Origin of the sequence: Rhodococcus sp. 66b, assembly GCF_002076325.1 — a bacterium.
In the GTDB taxonomy this organism is placed as follows: domain Bacteria; phylum Actinomycetota; class Actinomycetes; order Mycobacteriales; family Mycobacteriaceae; genus Rhodococcus_F; species Rhodococcus_F erythropolis.
In genome coordinates, this window is record NZ_MUZB01000001.1 from 487,579 (window position 1) to 505,528 (window position 17,950).

Annotated in this window: 18 protein-coding genes; 9 read left to right on the forward strand and 9 right to left on the reverse strand. The window is 62.3% G+C overall.

All coding sequences use genetic code 11. The annotated features are described in order from the left end of the window. Window positions 1-93: 93 nt before the first annotated feature. Window positions 94-798, forward strand: a complete 705-nt coding sequence (locus tag B0E55_RS02180; protein WP_019747074.1) for a DUF2334 domain-containing protein — start codon at window positions 94-96, stop codon at window positions 796-798. A gap of 226 nt (window positions 799-1,024) precedes the next feature. Next, window positions 1,025-2,386: an Ig-like domain-containing protein gene (locus B0E55_RS02185; RefSeq protein WP_080908994.1), complete on the forward strand. Its 1,362-nt coding sequence runs from the start codon at window positions 1,025-1,027 to the stop codon at window positions 2,384-2,386. Window positions 2,387-2,394: 8 nt separating this feature from the next. Here B0E55_RS02185 and B0E55_RS02190 read toward each other — a convergent pair whose 3' ends face one another. Continuing rightward, window positions 2,395-3,042, reverse strand: coding sequence for an MBL fold metallo-hydrolase (locus tag B0E55_RS02190; RefSeq protein WP_029254557.1), 648 nt, complete (start codon window positions 3,040-3,042; stop codon window positions 2,395-2,397). A 165-nt stretch (window positions 3,043-3,207) separates the two neighbouring features. On the opposite strand from B0E55_RS02190, the gene purS reads away from it, so the two are divergent. Both purS and purQ read left to right on the forward strand, forming a co-directional pair. Beyond that, window positions 3,208-3,447, forward strand: coding sequence for a phosphoribosylformylglycinamidine synthase subunit PurS (purS, locus tag B0E55_RS02195; RefSeq protein WP_003945817.1), 240 nt, complete (start codon window positions 3,208-3,210; stop codon window positions 3,445-3,447). Further along, a complete protein-coding gene (purQ, locus tag B0E55_RS02200; RefSeq protein ID WP_019747077.1) occupies window positions 3,444-4,121 on the forward strand; it encodes a phosphoribosylformylglycinamidine synthase subunit PurQ in 678 nt (225 codons plus the stop codon). The genes purS and purQ overlap by 4 nt, the downstream gene beginning before the upstream one ends. 83 nt (window positions 4,122-4,204) lie before the next feature. On the opposite strand, the gene B0E55_RS02205 is transcribed toward purQ, so the two are convergent. Next, window positions 4,205-5,425 carry a pyridoxal phosphate-dependent aminotransferase gene (locus B0E55_RS02205; RefSeq protein WP_080908995.1) on the reverse strand — a complete coding sequence of 407 codons (1,221 nt, stop codon included), beginning with the start codon at window positions 5,423-5,425 and terminating at the stop codon, window positions 4,205-4,207. Between the two features lie 138 nt (window positions 5,426-5,563). On the opposite strand from B0E55_RS02205, the gene B0E55_RS02210 reads away from it, so the two are divergent. Together B0E55_RS02210 and B0E55_RS02215 are read left to right on the forward strand one after the other, a co-directional pair. After that, entirely contained in the window at window positions 5,564-6,970 is a 1,407-nt protein-coding gene (locus tag B0E55_RS02210; protein ID WP_080908996.1) for an aminotransferase-like domain-containing protein, read from the forward strand. A 57-nt stretch (window positions 6,971-7,027) separates the two neighbouring features. Continuing rightward, window positions 7,028-7,474 carry a hypothetical protein gene (locus tag B0E55_RS02215; RefSeq protein ID WP_024487534.1) on the forward strand — a complete coding sequence of 149 codons (447 nt, stop codon included), beginning with the start codon at window positions 7,028-7,030 and terminating at the stop codon, window positions 7,472-7,474. Between the two features lie 6 nt (window positions 7,475-7,480). Here B0E55_RS02215 and B0E55_RS02220 read toward each other — a convergent pair whose 3' ends face one another. Continuing rightward, the gene (locus B0E55_RS02220; protein WP_020968563.1) at window positions 7,481-8,689 is read right to left on the reverse strand and encodes a macrolide family glycosyltransferase; all 1,209 of its coding nucleotides are present in this window, start codon (window positions 8,687-8,689) and stop codon (window positions 7,481-7,483) included. A gap of 180 nt (window positions 8,690-8,869) precedes the next feature. On the opposite strand from B0E55_RS02220, the gene B0E55_RS02225 reads away from it, so the two are divergent. Next, window positions 8,870-9,160 carry a YiaA/YiaB family inner membrane protein gene (locus B0E55_RS02225; protein ID WP_003945505.1) on the forward strand — a complete coding sequence of 97 codons (291 nt, stop codon included), beginning with the start codon at window positions 8,870-8,872 and terminating at the stop codon, window positions 9,158-9,160. Here B0E55_RS02225 and B0E55_RS02230 read toward each other — a convergent pair. Together B0E55_RS02230 and B0E55_RS02235 are read right to left on the reverse strand one after the other, a co-directional pair. Next, window positions 9,144-10,265, reverse strand: a complete 1,122-nt coding sequence (locus tag B0E55_RS02230) for a sensor histidine kinase (RefSeq protein ID WP_080908997.1) — start codon at window positions 10,263-10,265, stop codon at window positions 9,144-9,146. The two genes, B0E55_RS02225 and B0E55_RS02230, sit on opposite strands and share 17 nt — an antisense overlap. Then, window positions 10,262-10,975, reverse strand: coding sequence for a response regulator transcription factor (locus B0E55_RS02235; RefSeq protein WP_080908998.1), 714 nt, complete (start codon window positions 10,973-10,975; stop codon window positions 10,262-10,264). Before B0E55_RS02235 ends, B0E55_RS02230 begins: the two co-directional genes overlap by 4 nt. Window positions 10,976-11,190: 215 nt before the next feature. Here B0E55_RS02235 and B0E55_RS02240 point away from each other — a divergent pair, with 215 nt between their 5' ends. Next, complete coding sequence (locus tag B0E55_RS02240) at window positions 11,191-11,841, forward strand: DUF305 domain-containing protein (RefSeq protein WP_080908999.1); 651 nt, start codon at window positions 11,191-11,193, stop codon at window positions 11,839-11,841. A gap of 112 nt (window positions 11,842-11,953) precedes the next feature. Further along, a complete protein-coding gene (locus B0E55_RS02245; protein WP_080909000.1) occupies window positions 11,954-14,032 on the forward strand; it encodes a heavy metal translocating P-type ATPase in 2,079 nt (692 codons plus the stop codon). Window positions 14,033-14,050: 18 nt separating this feature from the next. On the opposite strand, the gene B0E55_RS02250 is transcribed toward B0E55_RS02245, so the two are convergent. The 4 genes from B0E55_RS02250 to B0E55_RS02265 form a co-directional block, all read right to left on the reverse strand. Further along, window positions 14,051-14,821: an alpha/beta fold hydrolase gene (locus tag B0E55_RS02250; RefSeq protein ID WP_024487536.1), complete on the reverse strand. Its 771-nt coding sequence runs from the start codon at window positions 14,819-14,821 to the stop codon at window positions 14,051-14,053. 143 nt (window positions 14,822-14,964) lie between these two features. Then, window positions 14,965-15,504 (reverse strand): hypothetical protein, encoded by a 540-nt coding sequence (locus B0E55_RS02255; RefSeq protein WP_080909001.1) that lies wholly within the window; start codon window positions 15,502-15,504, stop codon window positions 14,965-14,967. 51 nt (window positions 15,505-15,555) lie between these two features. After that, entirely contained in the window at window positions 15,556-17,157 is a 1,602-nt protein-coding gene (locus B0E55_RS02260) for an ABC-F family ATP-binding cassette domain-containing protein (RefSeq protein ID WP_080909002.1), read from the reverse strand. A 218-nt stretch (window positions 17,158-17,375) separates the two neighbouring features. Beyond that, on the reverse strand, window positions 17,376-17,930 hold the full coding sequence (locus tag B0E55_RS02265; protein WP_029254565.1) for a hypothetical protein: 555 nt from the start codon (window positions 17,928-17,930) through the stop codon (window positions 17,376-17,378). Window positions 17,931-17,950 lie beyond the last annotated feature (20 nt).

A 17,950-nucleotide genomic window follows, 5' to 3' on the forward strand; every position in this document is an offset into this window, starting at 1 on the left:
TTCTCAAGAGCTAAACGCTCGTTGCTGAAAACTGCCGCCGGATGATCATCCGGCGGCAGTGTGCTGTTCACCCACAGCTGCCACTATCGGAGTATGTCCGCAGAACTGATCGTGTCGGTATCCGGAATCAGAGACGAGACATGTTATCTCGCTGCCGGATTCGCAGACGAGATGGACGCTCGAGGTGTCCGCCTGTCGCTCCTCGTGGCGCCGCGACTGAAGGACAAATACCGGCTGGCCGACGACGCGGTGACGACGGCCTGGCTGCGTGAGCGTCGTGAGCACGGCGACGCCATCGTTCTGCACGGCTACGACCAGGCCGCGACCAAGCGTCGTCGAGCCGAGTTCGCCACTCTGTCGAAGCACGAAGCAAAACTGCGACTACTCGCTGCGGATCGGGTTCTCGAGCATGCAGGTCTTAGGACCCGGGTGTTCGCACCGCCGCGCTGGGTGGCGTCGCCTGGTGCCATGTCGGTGTTGCCGGAGACCGGCTTTCGGACGATGGCAGGCCTCGGCGCAGTACACGATCTGACCCGTGGAACCTTGCAGCGGGGAAGGGTTTTCGGTATCGGCGAGGGCTTCAAGGCCGAGCCGTGGTGGTGTCGCGCATTGGTTCTCGGAGCTGGGCGCGCCGCCAAGCGTGGGGGACTGGTCAGATTGTCGATTACTGCCAAGCAGTTGGGAAACGAGGGCCCACGTCAGGCTGTTCTCGACGCTGTGGACCTCGCGCTTTTTCATGAGGCCACCTCGCAGGTATACCGATGGAACTCTCCGTCGCAGGAGCTCGGCGCTGCCTGAATTCGGCCATTGGCAACTATTCGATAGCTGCGAGACGGTGTCGTGTGTCCGGGTTGCCCGAGCAGGCAGACTCTTCGCATTTATCCCGTTCCTTGCAGGCAGTAGGGCCGATTTGGTCAAATTCGCATAAAGTGGACGTTGAATTCGAGTACGGCGTCGCCCAACCTTTTCGCTGCTACAGTGCGTGCAGTTAATCTGCCGCTAGTAGACGAAGTTGAGGTTCACCATGCGCGCACGAGGGTTCTCCAAGTCGGCCGAGGGTCTTGTCGCTCTGGCTGTGGGCGCAGTCGTCTGTGCTGCAATCGTCCCGGCAGTTGCGTCTGCCGCTCCGACCGGCGTGGTTCACACGCTGCCGACGGGCGGTGTCGACGGCGGTGCGAGCGAAGGCACCCGCACCGCAACTGTCGACGACGAAGGTGAGCAACTCACACTGCGGCTTCACAAGATGAATCTGCGGGGATCCGACTTCTCGATGGCCGTACAGGAAAGCGGCGGCGAGCTGACCGATGTGGTGATCCCGGCGCCCCGTTCGTACATCGGCAGTGTGGAAGGGCATCCGGACGCAATCGTCTCGGCCATCGTCGACTCCGCCGGAACACTGCGCGGGCAGGTGATTTTCGATCGTGGTGCTTCGATCGAGTTCGTGGGATCCGACGTGGTCGGTCGCAGCACGGCGCCGATCGACGCAAAACCCAAGTGGCCGAACGCCTCTATCGCGTCGGCCTCGGCCGCAAGCGTCGGCAAGACGGTGAAGCAGTTCGTGGTGGGATTGGATCTGAGTGGCGAGTGGTACTCCGCGCACGGCGCAGGCAGTCCCGCCGTCGCTCTGGATCGGGCCGAGGAATCGATGGCCCGAACCGCTGCCATCTGGATCAGAGACGTCGGAATTCGGCCGATCCTGGGTCGGGTTGTCCTTCGGGCCGATGCCGCGAGTGACCCGTATTCGAGCAGTTGTGAAGACCTCGACCAGTTGGAAGGTCTGTGGTCCGATCAGGTCGGGACGAGCGTCGACCAGGCGACTGTCGTCTGCGCTTCCGGTGGCGGCAATGCCTACTACTCGAGGTTCGAACTCGATCACAGCTACGCGCAGGTCGGTGCCGAGCCCGATGGCAACTTCAGCCGCGTCCTCCGCCACGAGTTGGGCCACAACTTCTACGCCGACGACTATCACGGCGGCGGCGCCGAGGGATCGACCATCATGAACGGCAACGACCTCTCGCGCTTCGACGGCACCGAATTTGCTGCCATCGTCGATGCCGCGGACGCGGCCTCGGCTCGACTCGACGACGTCGGTCGGTACACCGCAAGCCCGATTCCGCCGTACGCCGCACTCGACACCGCACAGGTCCGCTCAGGTGGCACAGTCACCGTCGACGCCGTCGCGAATGATCATGACAGCAACGGAGATTCGATCAAGGTAACCGGGGTCGAGGCGACGTCACTTCTCGGTGGCACCGTAAAGCTCGAAAACGGCGAAGTGGTGTTCGAGGCCGGAACGAAGACAGGCACCGACAGGATTCTCTACACACTCACCGACGCAGCCGGTGGGACGAGCACCGGCTGGATCATCGTCGATGTGAGTGCGTGAGGACTGAATCAGGCGACTTCGACGCTCGACTCCTCGCCGAGAACTCGGAACTCGGTACCGTCGGCAGCCATTTCCGAGTAGCGACCGTAGAAGATGCCTGTGGCTTCGTCGCGGATGATCGCTTGATGGATGGGAACCGCGACGCGCGGCGCTACCGCGCGAAGGTAGTCGATGGCCTCCGAGATCTTGAGCCACGGTGCGGCGGCGGGAAGGGCAAGAACGTCGACCTTCTGTTCGGGGACGTAGAGGGAATCGCCGGGATGCATGAACTGCGCCGGGTTGGTGGCGTCGCCGAGGAGGAACGCGGTGTTGTCGATCATCGGTAGGTCCGGATGGATGATCGCGTGCTCTCCGCCGGTTCCGGTCACCTCGACGTCGCCGATGCTGAACCGGTCGCCCGGCCGGACTCCCGTCCAGCGCCCACCGAGCTTCTCAGCCGTCTGCGGATCGCTGTACAGCACCGCGTCGGGGTTCGCTTCGGCCAGTTCGGGTAGCCGCGCCGGGTCGGCGTGATCGGGGTGTTGATGTGTCACGAGGATGGCGTCGAGGCCGGTGATGCCTTCGAATCCGTGCGAGAAGTTGCCGGGATCGAAGAGGATTTTCGATCCGTTCAACTCCACGAGCACACAGGAATGGCCAAAATGTGTCAGTCGCATGATTTCGAGTATGCGCCGCCCTGGAGTGACTCGCAGGCGGGTTTCGCGGGTGTTGGCCGTCACGCCCCGATCACTCGATGCGAACCATCTCGGGTGCGCCCGGTAAACTGGCCATCACCCGAGCGTTTCACTCCGGGTTCGCGCACTAGTACCGAGGAGCAGCACGTGGCCCGTGTCGTCGTCGAAGTCATGCCCAAGGCCGAGATTCTCGACCCCCAGGGACAGGCAATTGTCGGGGCACTGTCTCGCCTGGGCTTTGCAGGAGTATCCGATGTCCGTCAGGGCAAGCGGTTCGAGTTGGAGATCGACGGCAGTGTCGAAGACGCCGAACTCGAGAAGATCGCCGAAGGCCTGCTGGCCAACACGGTGATCGAGGATTGGACCGTCAGGCGAGTCGAGGCATGAGCGCACGTATCGGGGTTATCACGTTCCCGGGCACGCTCGACGATATCGATGCCGCTCGGGCCATCAACCTGGCCGGCGGTGAAGCTGTCGAACTCTGGCACGGCGACGCAGACCTCAAGGGTGTCGACGCGGTTGTCGTTCCCGGAGGATTCTCCTACGGCGACTACCTTCGTTGCGGCGCGATCGCACGTTTTGCTCCCGCGATGGGCAAGGTTGTCGAAGCAGCCAAGGGCGGCATGCCGGTCCTGGGCATCTGCAACGGTTTCCAGATCCTCTGCGAAGCAGGTTTGCTCCCCGGTGCCCTGACCCGTAACCAGGGTCTGCACTTCATCTGCCGCGACGAGTGGTTGACGGTCGAAGCCAACAACACGGCTTGGTCCTCGCGTTACGAGGCCGGCGCCCAGATCCTCATCCCGCTCAAGTCGGGTGAAGGTCGCTTCCAGGCTTCCGAGAATGTTCTCGACGAACTCGAGGGCGAAGGCCGCGTCGTCTTTCGCTACTCGGAGGAGAACCCCAACGGTTCGCAGCGTCGTATCGCCGGTATCTCTTCGGCCAACGGCCGCGTCGTCGGTTTGATGCCGCACCCCGAGCACGCCACCGAGGCTCTCACCGGACCGAGCGACGACGGACTCGGCTTGTTCTACTCGGCACTCGACGCGATCGTCACTGCCTGATCGCCTGCTGATTTTCACCACTGAACGCCGACCGGAAATCCGGTCGGCGTTCAGTCGTTTGTGGGGGCGTCCCGGTTCTCGGGTTACTGGCTGTAGGAACTGAGGAAGTTGCCGAGACGCTCGAGGGCGGTCGCGAGGTCGTCGGTGTTCGGCAGGGTCACCAACCGAAAGTGGTCGGGTTCGATCCAGTTGAACGCGCGGCCGTGACTGACCAGAATCTTCTCCGATTCCAGTAGATCGAGAACGAACCTCTCGTCGTCGACGATGCCGAACTTGTCGACGTCGAGCTTCGGGAACAGATACAGCGCGCCGTCGGCCTGCTGACAGCTGATCCCGTCGATGCTGTTGAGCGTGCTGAGCGCGAGATCGCGCTGTGCTGTCAGTCGGCCCTGCGGGAGCAGGAGGTCCTCGATGGACTGGCGTCCGCCGAGTGCGGTCTGGATCGCGTGCTGCGCCGGCACATTGGCACACATTCGCATGTTGGCCAGCAGTTTGATGCCTTCGATGAAACTCGACGCCCGCTCGAGTGGTCCGGTGATGGCCAGCCATCCGGCTCGGAACCCGCAGACGCGGTAGGCCTTGGACAGCCCCGAGTACGTCAGACACAAAACGTCTCGCCCGGTCATCGACGCAAGGTTTGTCATGGATCGGCCGTCGTAGACGATCTTCTCGTAAATTTCGTCGGCGAAGAGCATCAGGTCATGCTTGCGGGCAATGTCGACGAAGCGTTGCAGCACCTCCGTCGAGTAGACGGCGCCCGTCGGATTGTTGGGATTGATGACGACAATCCCTCGGGTGCGCGGAGAGATCCGGGCTTCCAGATCGTCGAAGTCCGGTGCCCAGCCCTGGCTTTCATCGGTGAGGTAGTGAACCGGCGTGCCGCCGGCAAGTGAAACCGAAGCCGTCCACAAGGGGTAGTCGGGAGCGGGAATCAGGATCTCGTCCTCGGGATTGCAGAGCGCCTGCATCGTCAGCGTGATCAGTTCGGAGACGCCGTTTCCGAGATAGATCTCGTCGACGGTGACGTCGGTGATACCCCGCGTCTGGTAGTACTGGACCACCGCGGTGCGCGCCGAATACAGTCCGCGAGAATCGCAATATCCCTGGGCAGTGGGGAGATTGCGGATCATGGCCATCATGATTTCGTCCGGTGCTTCGAATCCGAAGGGGGCCGGATTACCGACGTTGAGTCGCAGGATCGTGTGTCCCTGATCCTCGAGTTCTTCGGTCTTGTCGAGAATTCGCCCTCTGATGTCGTACCTGACATTCTCGAGCTTGCGGGCCTGATCGATGGGTGTGTTCACGCGGTTACGTACCTCTCCGGTTCGGGTGGGCGAGTTGTGTTTCAGATGAGAAGGGCGCCTCAGGGTTCGGTCTGGAAACGGACATTGATTCGCGATAGCGCTAGCGGCGAGAGGAGAGTAGCGCTACTATGATTCGACATGTCCAATGATAGCAGTTCGAGGATTGTCGCAGCCTTGCGCGAATGGATCGCGACGGCACCTCCAGGCGCGAAGCTTCCGTCCACTCGGTCGCTCGTGAGCCTGCACGGGGCGAGCCCGGTCACCGTGCAGAAGGCGCTGCGAACGCTGGTATCTCAGGGGGTGGTGGAGGCTCGTCCCGGTGTGGGGACCTTCGTACGCGCCGCACGCGTCGTGCGACCCAACGATTACGGGTGGCAGACAGCGGCGCTCGGATCGCCGAACTATCGTCTGCAGCTGCCTATTGCGCTGCAGTCCACCTCCAACGACGTGATCGCGCTGCATTCCGGCTATCCGGCCCGAGAGCTGTTGCCCGAAGGTCTGGTTCGTGCAGCCTTCACCAGGGCGACGCGAACCGACGCCGTGTTCAATCGGCCCCTCGCCGCCGGGCTTCCGGAACTGCAGTCCTGGTTTGCCTCCGAATTGGGTTCCGCAACTCCCGCCGGGATCACTCCGCCCGGGCCGAACGACGTGGTTGTACTTCCCGGCAGTCAGGGTGGGCTTGCGACGTCCTTCCGTGCGCTGGTGGGGGAGGGGCGTCCGTTGCTCATGGAATCGCCGACCTACTGGGGTGCGATCCTGGCTGCCGCGCAGGCCGGTGTGACGGTCATTCCGATCTCCAGCGGCGCCAACGGTCCTGATCCCGAAGAGCTTTCGCGTGCATTCGAACAGACCGGTGCCCGTGCGTTCTACGCGCAACCGAGCTTCGCGAGCCCGACGGGAGCGCTGTGGTCGCCGTCGTTGGCTGACAAGGTTCTCGACACCGTCCGTCGGCACGGCGCCTTCCTCATCGAGGACAGTTCGGCGCTCGACTTCGGAATCACCGCAGATCCCAGCCCCATCGCTGCACGCGACGACAGCGGACACGTCGTCTACCTTCGTGCACTGACCAAGAGCGTGTCGCCATCGGTGCGAGTTGCCGGATTGATCGCCCGAGGCCCGGCCTACGAGCGGATTCTTGCTGATACACAGGCAGATTCGATGTATGTCAGTGGGATGCTGCAAGCGGTAGCGCTCGACGTCGTGACTCAGCCGGCCTGGCGCACGCACTTGCGCCGGCTTCGTCACCAACTCGAGGCCAGACGCGACCTCCTCGTGTCGAGTCTGCGCGAGCATGCGCCGGACGCTCACCTCGACGCTGTACCGCAAGGCGGACTCAACCTCTGGCTTCGGCTCCCGGACACCACGAATCTCGAACGTGTCGTGCAGGACTGCCGGTCGGCCGGCGTCATCGTCGGGGCCGGTGACGATTGGTTCCCGGCAGAACCGACCGGAAAGTTCTTGCGGCTCAACTACGCCGGACCGAACCCGGGTGAGTTCCCCGACGCCGCCCGCATCATCGGCCGAGCAATCACACAACATATCTAGAACTTCACCTCGCTGGTGGTTGACCTGAACTTCCGTTGAGGTTTTATCGTCGTGTCCATGAACAAACAAGCGATGCAGCCACCGGCCAATCAGCCGATCGGATTCTGGACAGCGCGCGCCGGTGAAGCGATTCGCGCGCGCACGCGCGGAGCGCTCGAAGCAATCGGCGTGACCCAGCCGGGGTGGTGGGTCCTGCACCAACTTTCGCTGCACCCTGAAGGGGTGGAGCGAGCTGTCCTCCTGCGAACGATCGGTCCGAACGAATCAACCGACGTGATCGACGCGGCCGTCGACTCTGCTCTCGACCTGGGCTGGGCGCGTGAAGACGAGTCTGTCCTTCTCCCTACTGATGCGGGCACCCAGCAGTTCGATCGCGCCGCGCGGGTACAGCAGATGCTGCAGGAAGAGCGGATGCAGGGAATCAGCGAAGAAGAATTCGTCACCACCATCACGGTTCTGCAGCGAACCATCAAGAACGTGGGCGGCGACGCCTGGCACTGGTAGCCACCACTACCGCCGCCCGCTGTCTGGCAGGGCGGCCTCGATCAACTCGACGGCACGAGATACACCGCCCGCCGCTGCGAGTTCTTTTGCCAACTCTGCACTGCGTCGGCGGAACTCGTCCGAGCTCACCCGAGTCAGCGCCTCTCGAAGCTCTACTGGCGTGACGGTAGCGCCGTCGACGCGTACTGCGACACCGGCGTCGACGAGCGAGTCGGCGTTGCCGAACTGATCGACGGCTTGCGGCACCGCGATCATGGGCGTGCCGGTCACGAGTCCCTCGCTGGATCCGCCCATACCCGCGTGGGTCACGAACGCGTCGGCCTGCTGCAGAATCGCGAACTGCGGTACCCAGCGGTGTATTTCGACGTTGTCGGGTAGTGGTCCGAGATCCGAGATCTGCACCTGCTTTCCGATCTGGAGGACGACGTGCCAGCCGTCCATCGGGGCGAAAGCCTCGACGCAGGTGCGATAGAAATCCGGATGATCGGTGAAGGCTGAACCCAGCGAAATCAACACAAGCTTGCGTTCGGGATCCGGGTTCACCCAGGGTTGATTGCTCGGTTCGAGTGCGGGGCCGACAAACGTGTAGACGTCGCGGTTCACGCGATCGGCGTTGGGCTGCATCGATTCTGCGATCAGCACGATTGCACGGGGTGGGCGTCCGGTGAACTCACGCGGATCGACCTCGACGCCTTCGGCGCGGAAGAACCGGGCCTCGCGATCGAGTAGGTCGACGCCTCTCGGATCGGAACGAATCTCGTCGTACATCGGTGCGGCGTCGTCTTCGTAGCCGTCCCAGGCAACATACGTCGGCGACAACTGGATGATGGGAATGTTCCACTGCTGAGCCAGTATTCGCGCGGGGATCCCGGCGATGTCGTAGAGAAAGAGGTCGGGACGGTCGTCGTCGTAGATTTGGCGCAGCTGCGGCAGCATCGCCTCGTAGTCGTCCTGGAAAATCGTCAACTGATCGATCAGATCCCCATCCCAACTCTTCTCCGGTTCGGCGCCGTCAGGGGAAGGAACGAGGCTGGGCAGCGTGGAGACGTACGGTGCGAATTCGGCCCCGGTCGCCTCGATGACCTCGCGCATCGACTCGTCGTTGGCGTAGGTGACGCGGTGACCGGCGGCGACGAGACGCGCGATGATCGCCAGGCTCGGATTGACGTGGCCAGGTGCCGGAATGCTCACCATGGCGATATGTCTGCGGGTCATCGATCACTCCTGCCGTCTGACTGTTGTCGAACAACAACTGTTCTGGAACAACTCCGGATACCGGACCGAGACTATCCACCAGGATGGGTAACGGCATCTGATTTTTGCCGGGGAAGTACCGTGCGCACTCGAGTAGGACTACGCATCCGAGTGCCGGGATGGGCGAGCAGACTTCGAAGCATGAGCACACCGACAACACCTTCGAAGACCACTGCAGCCTTCTATCTGCAGGCCGGAATAGCCTTTGCCGTCAGTTTTGTCGGCACCCTCCTCGGAATTGCGTATCTTCCGATCGATGCGTGGCAACGCGGATTTCTCGGAATGTCCTTGCTGTTCTTGGTCACCAGTACGTTCACGTTGGCCAAGGTGATTCGTGATCAGCAGGAGGCGTCTACCGTCAGGGTTCGAGTGGACGAGGCTCGACTCGAGAAGTTGATCGCCGAGCACGATCCGTTCAAGGCAGCTGCCTGAGTCCCATCGGCACAGTGAGGACGAGCGTGCTGCCGAGCGGCTGCTCGTTGCGGCGGGCCGTCAGGTTGCCGCCATGCGCCAGCGCGAGGCTCCTCGCAATGGTGAGTCCCAAACCAGAGCCGTCGGATCGATCACCGCGATGGAAACGGTCGAAGACGGATTCGAGTTGGTCTGCGGGAATTCCGTCACCGGTATCGGTGACGGACACCGTGAGGTGATCACCTTCCCGTGCGAGTGTCACCTTCACCGAACCTCCGGTTGGAGTGTGCCGCAACGCGTTTTCGAGCAGGTTGGCGAGGATCTGTTCGATTCGTTGGCGATCGACCTCGGCCGTGACCGGTTGCGGAGGCAGGGCGGTTGTCAATTCGACTCCACGATCGTCAAAACGTGGCCCCGCTGCTGCCGTTGCGCTGCAGACGACGTCGTCGAGATTCTCGGTCCGGCGATCGAGTTCGAGAGCGTGTTCGTCGGCAGCGGAGACGTCCGCCAGATCGCACGACAGCCGACGCAGACGTTCGAGTTGATCGCGCATCACCGACCATGACGAAGGATCTGTCGGCACAACTCCGTCCTCGATGCCGTCCACGTACGCAGCCAAAGTCGATACCGGAGTGCGCAATTCGTGGGCAAGGTCGGCAAGCAGTCGTTTGCGGACCCGATCCGAATGATCAAGGCGTGCAGCCATGTCGGCGAATGCCGTTTCGAGACGCGTGAAATCGGCATCTACGTCGGACCTGCCGATAGTCACGTCGAAGTTCCCGTCGGCGACGCTTTGCGCCGCCTCTGCCAGCATGGTGATCGGTGCCGTGACGCGTCGGACGATGTAGACCGCGGCGATGCCTGCGCCCACCAGCGCGACCGCGATCCCGCACAACAGTGCAATGGTCATGGTCTGAGCGAATGCTTCTTCGGTGTGGGTACGGACATTCGAGTCTTCGATGCCGGCCATCATGAGGTGGTTGTGAAAGAGCGGGGCAGCGACGGCGATGGCAACGGCGGCGATGACGAGGCAGGCGACGAACAGGACGGCGAGCTGCGCGAGCAGTAGTTTTCCGCGTAGCCCGAGTCTTTTCATGACGACCGCGTTCATGACGACCGTGTTCATGACGACCTCAGGGAGTATCCGACGCCCCTGACGGTTCTGATGAACCGCGGATCGGTCGCGTCGTCGCCGAGTTTGCGGCGTAATGCACGGACATGGACGTCGACGATGTGCTGGTCCCCGAACCAGGACGACCCCCACACCGAGGCGATGATATCGGCCCGACTCCAGGCCGCGTCGGGTCGGGATGCGAGCGCGGACAACAGGGTGAACTCGGTGGGGGTCAGATCGACCAGGTTGTCGTCGACACGGACCGTGCGCGCCAGGACGTCGATGTCGAGTCCGGGAGGCGTTGGCAGCACTTTCGGCAGCAAACTCGACGCGCGTGGCCGTCTGAGCAGAGCTTTCACTCGCGCAACCAACTCGCGGGGGCCGAAGGGTTTGACCACGTAGTCATCCGCGCCGGCCGCCAGACCCGTCACTTTGTCCGACTCTTCACCGCGGGCGGAGAGCATCAGGATGTACGCGTCCGAGAAGGTGCGGATTCGTCGGCAGACTTCCATGCCGTCGAAGCCCGGGAGCATCAGATCGAGCACGATCAGCGCGGGCTCGAATTCGCGCACCGAACGTACTGCGCTCGGCCCGTCGTGGGCGAGGCGCACGGTGAATCCTTCGCGTGTCAGATAGTTGGCGACAACCTTCGCGAGGGCAGTCTCGTCGTCGACGACGAGTACACGCCCCGGTTCCTCACCAGGTCGTAGTTCGGCGCTCATCAAACCGAGGTTAGTCGACTGTGTGTCTGCATTGCTGTCGTGTGGTGGTTTCCGCTCGACTGTGAAGATTCGATGAAGGAAGCCTGTTTGGGCCGGTTATCGGGCTTCGAGGCGGATTTTCGCCGGTAACGTGGCAACTGTGCATGTGCAGCATTGTTGTCAAATCAATTGTGGTGCAGTGCATATCGAACAGAATCAATTTTCGGGAGTGAAACATGTCTTTGACGGTCAGGAAGAGCGCCGCACGGTTCGTACCGGTTGTGGCAGCGGCAGCACTGTTGATTGCCGGATGCTCGGACAACTCCGGGGAGAGCGTCAACCATTCTTCCGAAACAACCAGCGTCGCAGCACAGTCGGAGATTCCTGCGGGTGTCAATGCTGCCGACATCGAGTTTCTCGAAGGGATGTACCCGCATCACGCGCAGGCATTGGACATGGCCAGAATGGTCGACGGTCGAACCGACAATGCCGAACTTCTCTCTCTTGCAGCGCAGATAGAGGCAGCGCAAGGCCCGGAAATGGCTCAGATGACGGAATTGCTGACGAAGTGGGGACGCCCCGATCCTTCGTCGAGTTCGATGGAGGGCATGGATGATTCGGCGCATGCGGGACACGGCGTCGGGATGGCCGAGATGCCGGGCATGATGTCGGCCGACGACATGACCGCCCTCACCGACGCCAGTGGCGCGGAGTTCGACAAGTTGTGGCTGACGATGATGATCGAGCACCACAAGGGTGCCATCACCATGTCCCAGACCGAACTCGACAACGGGCTCGATCCATCGGCGGAGAAGATGGCAGAAGCGATCACTGCCGGTCAGCAGGCGGAAATCACTCAGATGCAAGCGATGTTGAAGGAGAAATGAACGGTTGACCTCGGCCGCGTGACCTTGCTCGGTGGCCGAGTCGGGCATACGTTCGAGGCTGATGGTTTGACCGCTGCAGTGCCGGAATCACACGCGAGGGGATGACCGCCACATGGATCACAGTCAGATGGACCAGAGCGAGACGGACCATAGCGCGATGGACCACAGCCAGATGGAGCACGGTGCGCACGGTGGTCACGCGGATCATGTCGCACAGTTCCGGACGTTGTTCGCAGTCATGCTGGTAATCGCAGTTCCGGTTGTTGCGGCAGATGCGATGTTCGCTGATCTGGTCGGGTACACATTGCCGGAAAACTCTCTGGTGGAATGGATCTCACCGGTACTCGGCACCGTGATGTACTTCTGGGGAGGCAAGCCGTTCCTCACCGGCGCTGTCGCCGAAATACGTTCTCGGCAACCCGGAATGATGCTTCTGATTGCACTTGCCATCACCGTTGCCTTCTTCGCTTCTTGGGCTGCAAGTCTGCACTGGGTGGATCACACTCTTGATTTCTGGTGGGAGCTCGCGCTTCTGATCGTGATCATGTTGTTGGGTCACTGGATCGAGATGCGTTCGCTCAGTCAGACATCGAGCGCCTTGGATTCGCTTGCCGCTTTGCTGCCCGACGAGGCCGAACGGGTGGTGGGGGAGTCGGTGGAAACCGTGCCCACCGCAGCTCTGGCCACCGGCGACCTGGTGATAGTTCGTCCCGGCGCCCGCGTTCCCTCGGACGGAGCGGTCGTCGAGGGCAGTGCCGACATGGACGAATCCATGATCACGGGCGAGTCGAAGACCGTCCGCCGGACTGTCGGAGATCAGGTGGTGGCCGGCACCGTAGCCACCGACTCGGCACTTCGGCTTCGAGTCACCGCTGTGGGAGAAGACACCGCGCTCGCCGGTATTCGGCGCCTGGTCGAACAGGCGCAGAACTCGTCGAGTCGTGCTCAGGTGTTGGCGGACAAGGCCGCTGCTCTGCTGTTCTGGTACGCACTGGGCGCGGCAGTGCTGACCGCGATCGCCTGGAGTATCTGGGGCACACCGGAGAGCGCAGTCACCCGGACGATCACCGTTCTGGTGATCGCCTGCCCGCACGCGCTCGGGTTGGCGATTCCGCTGGTCGTCTCCATCGCGACGGAACGAGCAGCTCGGGCTGGGATTCTGATCACCGACCGCATGGCCCTCGAGGCGATGCGCAACGTAGACACCGTTCTCTTCGACAAGACCGGCACTCTCACCAAGGGGGAGCCCGCAGTGGTCGGTGTGCGCGGCGTCGACGGGTACTCCGACGACGAAGTTCTCAGCGCAGCAGCTGCCGTCGAATTCGACAGCGAACATCCACTCGGGCGGGCCGTCGTCGCAGCAGCGCGGGAGTTGTCGCTCGAATTCACTTCGGGTTCCGACTTTCAGGCGCACAACGGAATCGGGGTTGCTGCGGACGTCGGCGGCGCACGCGTCGGTGTCGGCGGACCGGGGATGTTGAGATCGGTCGGGGCCACAGCGATCCCGGGGACCGAAGAGTGGCTCAGTGACGGGTCGACGGTCCTGCATGTAGTGCGTGACGAGAAGGTAATCGGCGCATTGGCATTGGCCGACGAGATTCGCCCGGAATCAGCATTGGCCGTCGACGCCCTCCATGCTCGCGGTGTTCGAGTGGCCATGGTCACCGGAGACGCGGAGGCCGTGGCCGATTCGGTGGCTCGCAGGCTCGGGATCGACGAAGTCTTCGCCGAAGTGCTTCCTCAGGACAAGGGCGCGCAGGTATCTCGGCTTCAGGCTGCGGGCCACCGCGTGGCGATGGTCGGTGACGGGGTCAACGATGCGCCGGCACTCGCCCAGGCGGATGTGGGTATCGCGATCGGTGCCGGAACCGACGTGGCGATCGCATCGGCGGGAGTTGTTCTGGCCAGCGATGATCCGCGTTCGGTGAGCTCGGTCATCGAGCTGTCCCGCGCCACCTACCGCAAGATGGTTCAGAACCTCTGGTGGGCAGCGGGATACAACGCGATCTCGGTTCCCCTCGCTGCGGGAGTACTGGCGCCCGTCGGGTTTGTGCTGCCGATGGAGGTCGGAGCAATCCTGATGTCGGTATCCACTGTGGTCGTTGCCGCGAATGCCCAGTTGCTGCGACGCTTGGACTTGCGGCAACCACCGGTGACCGCGTTCGAGTCGAGAGTGCTCACACCGCAGTAGTGAGCGGATGAAGCTGGACTACTGTCGGCTCAGGAACGGAACGAGCGCACGCAGCACAGCTTCGGAGTCCGCGACTGCGCTCGCGTGATCAGCCCCCTCGATCACAGTCAAGGCACTGTCCGGGATCAGCGACGCGAGATGCTCGGTATCCGGCAGGCGCTCGCGATCTCTCGATCCGACGAACAACAACGCCGGTGTGGTGATCCGTTGAAGCACGGCGTCGTCGATGCCCTGCTCCTTCTCGGCCCGGCGCATGTAGGCCGCGAGTGCGAGGGCATCGTTGATTCGAAAGGCAGTCGCAGTCTGTGGATCCACCGGTTTGCCGCGCCTCGCGCCCCAACCGCTCAGAAACCCCTCGATACCGCCGCTTTCGAGTGCGTCGATGCAGCCTGGGAAGAACAATGCGTCGAACGCCCCCGTCATCGGCCGGCTACTACCGCCCCCGACGGTCAGCGATCGCACCCGTTCGGAGTGCTCGACAGTCAGCGACATCACCGAGCGCCCGCCGAACGAGTATCCGAGGACGTGAGCCGGTTCGAACGGAGACTCCGTGTCGAGGATCTCCAGGAGGTCGCCGACCACCAGATCCATTGCATACGAATCGGAGTCGTGTGGTTTGTCACTGCGTCCGTGACCCCGCATGTCGACGAGGATCAGACGATACTGTTCCTGGAGCGCCTTGACGTACCCGAAGCCACGCCAGATGGAGCGCGACAACGCTGTGCCGTGCACCATCAACAGGGGTGGGCCATCGCCCACGATCTGATAGGCGATCCGCGCACCGTCCACCGGATTTCTCACGTCGTGCAACACCCGTCCAGTATGGGTGCCAGCTACTGCGCACACGAACTCGAGTAGTCGTCCGGAGCCATTCCGACGGATGCCGTGAACTTTCACGACCAGTCGAGCAATCAACTCGGCCTCCCTCAGAGCTACCGGTCACTGCCCGGCCGGATAGTACCCACCGTTCCAAGCAGTGCATCGGTGAAGGGGTCTGCCGTGCTGACGCCTGCGGCTATGCCCCGAAGCAGAGCCTCGAAATCAGTGGCAACTACGGTGACCTCCTCGAACTCAGGCTCTCCCCCACGGACAACCTGACCGTCCGGTGCGAGCGCCAGGTACTCGTACCCATTGCGTACCGACAGCAGAACCGGGAGGTGAGTGGACCAGAAGGCGTTGATCGCCGCGCGCTCAGCCGGCCCGGAAGCGACCGCCAGGCTCTCGTGCCGGAACGCATTCCAAGGAAACGCCTCATCACTGACGCCAACTCCACCGGCATAGTTCTCCGCCGAGAGAAACCACACCTGGTCGTCGGAACTGGCAAGTACGGAGAACGAACTCGCCCACACGATGAGTTGATCACAAACGCCGACCAGCGGTTGCGGAACTGGGGCAGAGGCCGATCGAGTAGGTTCTCCGCGAACCCAACCTGCGATCGACAGCGCGGCGGTTGCGTCGAGGTGAAGGCACATCGCCCCACAGTAAGGCCAGACCGTCTCGCACCGATAGCGTCAACCGTCGGCCTACTCGGGATCGATGTCCTGAATACCATTCTCGTCCATGCTGATCCACCGCGTTATGCCGATGTCGCGCAGGAACGGCAGATCGTGACTCACCACCACCATGGCACCGCGGAAATCGGAAAGTGCCTGCGTGAGGTGAGCGAGACTCGGTAGGTCCAGGTTGTTTGTCGGCTCGTCGAGAAGAAGCAGCTGGGGCGCGGGTTCGGCCAGAAGGATCGTCGCTAACGCCGCGCGCAATCGTTCACCGCCGGAGAGCGCAGAAGCCAACACATCGGAATCCGTTCCCCGGAAAAGGAACCGTGCCAACTGCCCACGAATTTCCTCGGCTGTCGCGTGTGGCGCGGCCAAAGCGACGTTGTCCGCCACCGAGAGATTCTCGTCGAACACGTCGAGACGTTGGGGGAGCGCACGAGAGGCTACGAACGGAGTCGACGCAGCGAGTGCATCGAGCAATGTTGTCTTGCCGATTCCGTTGCGTCCCAGTAGCGCAATCCGCTCCGGCCCGGTGATCTGGAGCGATACCCCTTGGCCGCTCCGCAACGTAACCTCGGCGAGCCGCGCAACCTGCTGCCCCGGATGAACCTCTGTAGCAGGAAGGTCCAGGCGAATCTCGCGATCGTCTCGAAGGAGTTCCTCTGCCTCCGACAGGGCGGACTTGGCCTCGTCCACCTTCCCGATATGGTTGAGGGCCAGCTTTCCGGCCGAAACTTGGGCTTGGCGTTTTCGTTCCTGCGCGATAATCAGTGGCACCCGCTTGTTCTCGAACATCTTCTGCCCATAGCGCTTACGTCGGTCCAGTTTTGTTCGAGCGTCGATCAGCTCGCGGCTCTGCTTCGCCAGATCGGCCTTGGCGTCGCGAACAGTGGCGAGTGCGTTTTCCTGCTCAGCGGTCACGACCTCCTGGTAGTGCGAGTAGTTGCCGCCGAACACGCGTAGATCGCCCCGACGTAGTTCGACCGTGTACTCCGCGGTGTCGAGCAGTTCCCGGTCGTGGCTGACGATCAGTACGGTTCCCGGAAACTGTTGGACTGCAGCATGAACTCGTGATCGAGCGTCGCGGTCCAGGTTGTTGGTCGGTTCGTCGAGGAGTAGCACCTGCGGATTCTTCAGCAGTGTTGCGGTCAGGCCGAGTAGGACGGTCTCCCCGCCGGAGAGGGTGCCGACGGTTCGGCTCAATGCTGCGGTATCCGGAACTACCTTCTCGAGGCCGAGTCGATGCAAGGTGGAGAGAGCGCTCTCCTCGATATCCCAGTTGTTGTCGACGAGTGCAAAATCGGACTCGGATCCGTCGCCGGTTTCGATGCGGTGCAATGCGTTTCGTAGTTCGTGGATACCGAGGATGCCGTCCACCCGAACGCTCGGATCGAGTGTGATGTCTTGGCGGAGGTAGCCGACCTCGCCGGAAGCGGTCACGGATCCGGATTCCGGTGAGAGCTCTCCCGCGATCAATCGCAGCAGAGTCGACTTTCCCGATCCGTTAAGTCCCACGAGACCGACACGGCCACTGGGGAATACAAATTTGGTGCGGGAAAAGACTGATTCGCCGTCCGGCCAGATGAAGGTGAGATCCGAGAGCGACAGAGATGGATGGGATTGGGTCATGAGTACTCCAGAGGGTGCTTGGACTGTGCGCCCGGCTCAGCAATTGCTGATGGGTGCGAGTGCCTTCGCGTGATGAACCTCTAGAGGAGCAACGGCCCGTTTCCTGTTCTGTCGGGAATGATTCGTGTTCCAGGTTAGAACACTCGAGTGGTCCCCTGCAATCGAATTATTTTGTGCTGTCGGTCTCGTCAGTGTTCGGTGCTGAGATTTTCTGGTCCTCAGATTTTCGGGCCTTCGGACCGAAGATCGTCGACCTTCGACATTGCTTCTCGGAGTTCCGTGAGCCATTGTTCGCTGTGCTTGCCCGCCAACCGGACTGTCCACATGAGAGCGTCCGCTCGCGAGCGAGCAACTCCCGCGTCTACCAAGGTGTCGAGAACCTTGCGTTCGGGCTGACGTAGTCGTGTCATCACCGGAACTGCGAGATGTGTGAACAGGACGGTCTTTTCGTCCAGGCGTACACCCCAGGCGACCTTGCGTCCGTAGCGAGCCTCGGCCTCGTCGGCGATTCGCATCCGGTCGGCGCGCGTGGTTTCACGAAAGCGCGAGATCCTTCCGTCCGCGGCGGCCTCGCCACCGTCGACTGCCGGAAGTTCACCGATCACGACGATTTCTTCGCGGTCGACCTGGACGTCGGCGGTCCCGGTGAACCAGTCATCTGGAAGTCGACCGGCAAACCAGTCGGACGCATCACTCGCGTCGGGAACCGATGCCTGTTGCCAACCTCCGGGACGGCCGAACCTGCGGTCGCCGGAGCTTTGTGAGTTCTTCATGGCGTTCTCCTCGGAAAGCT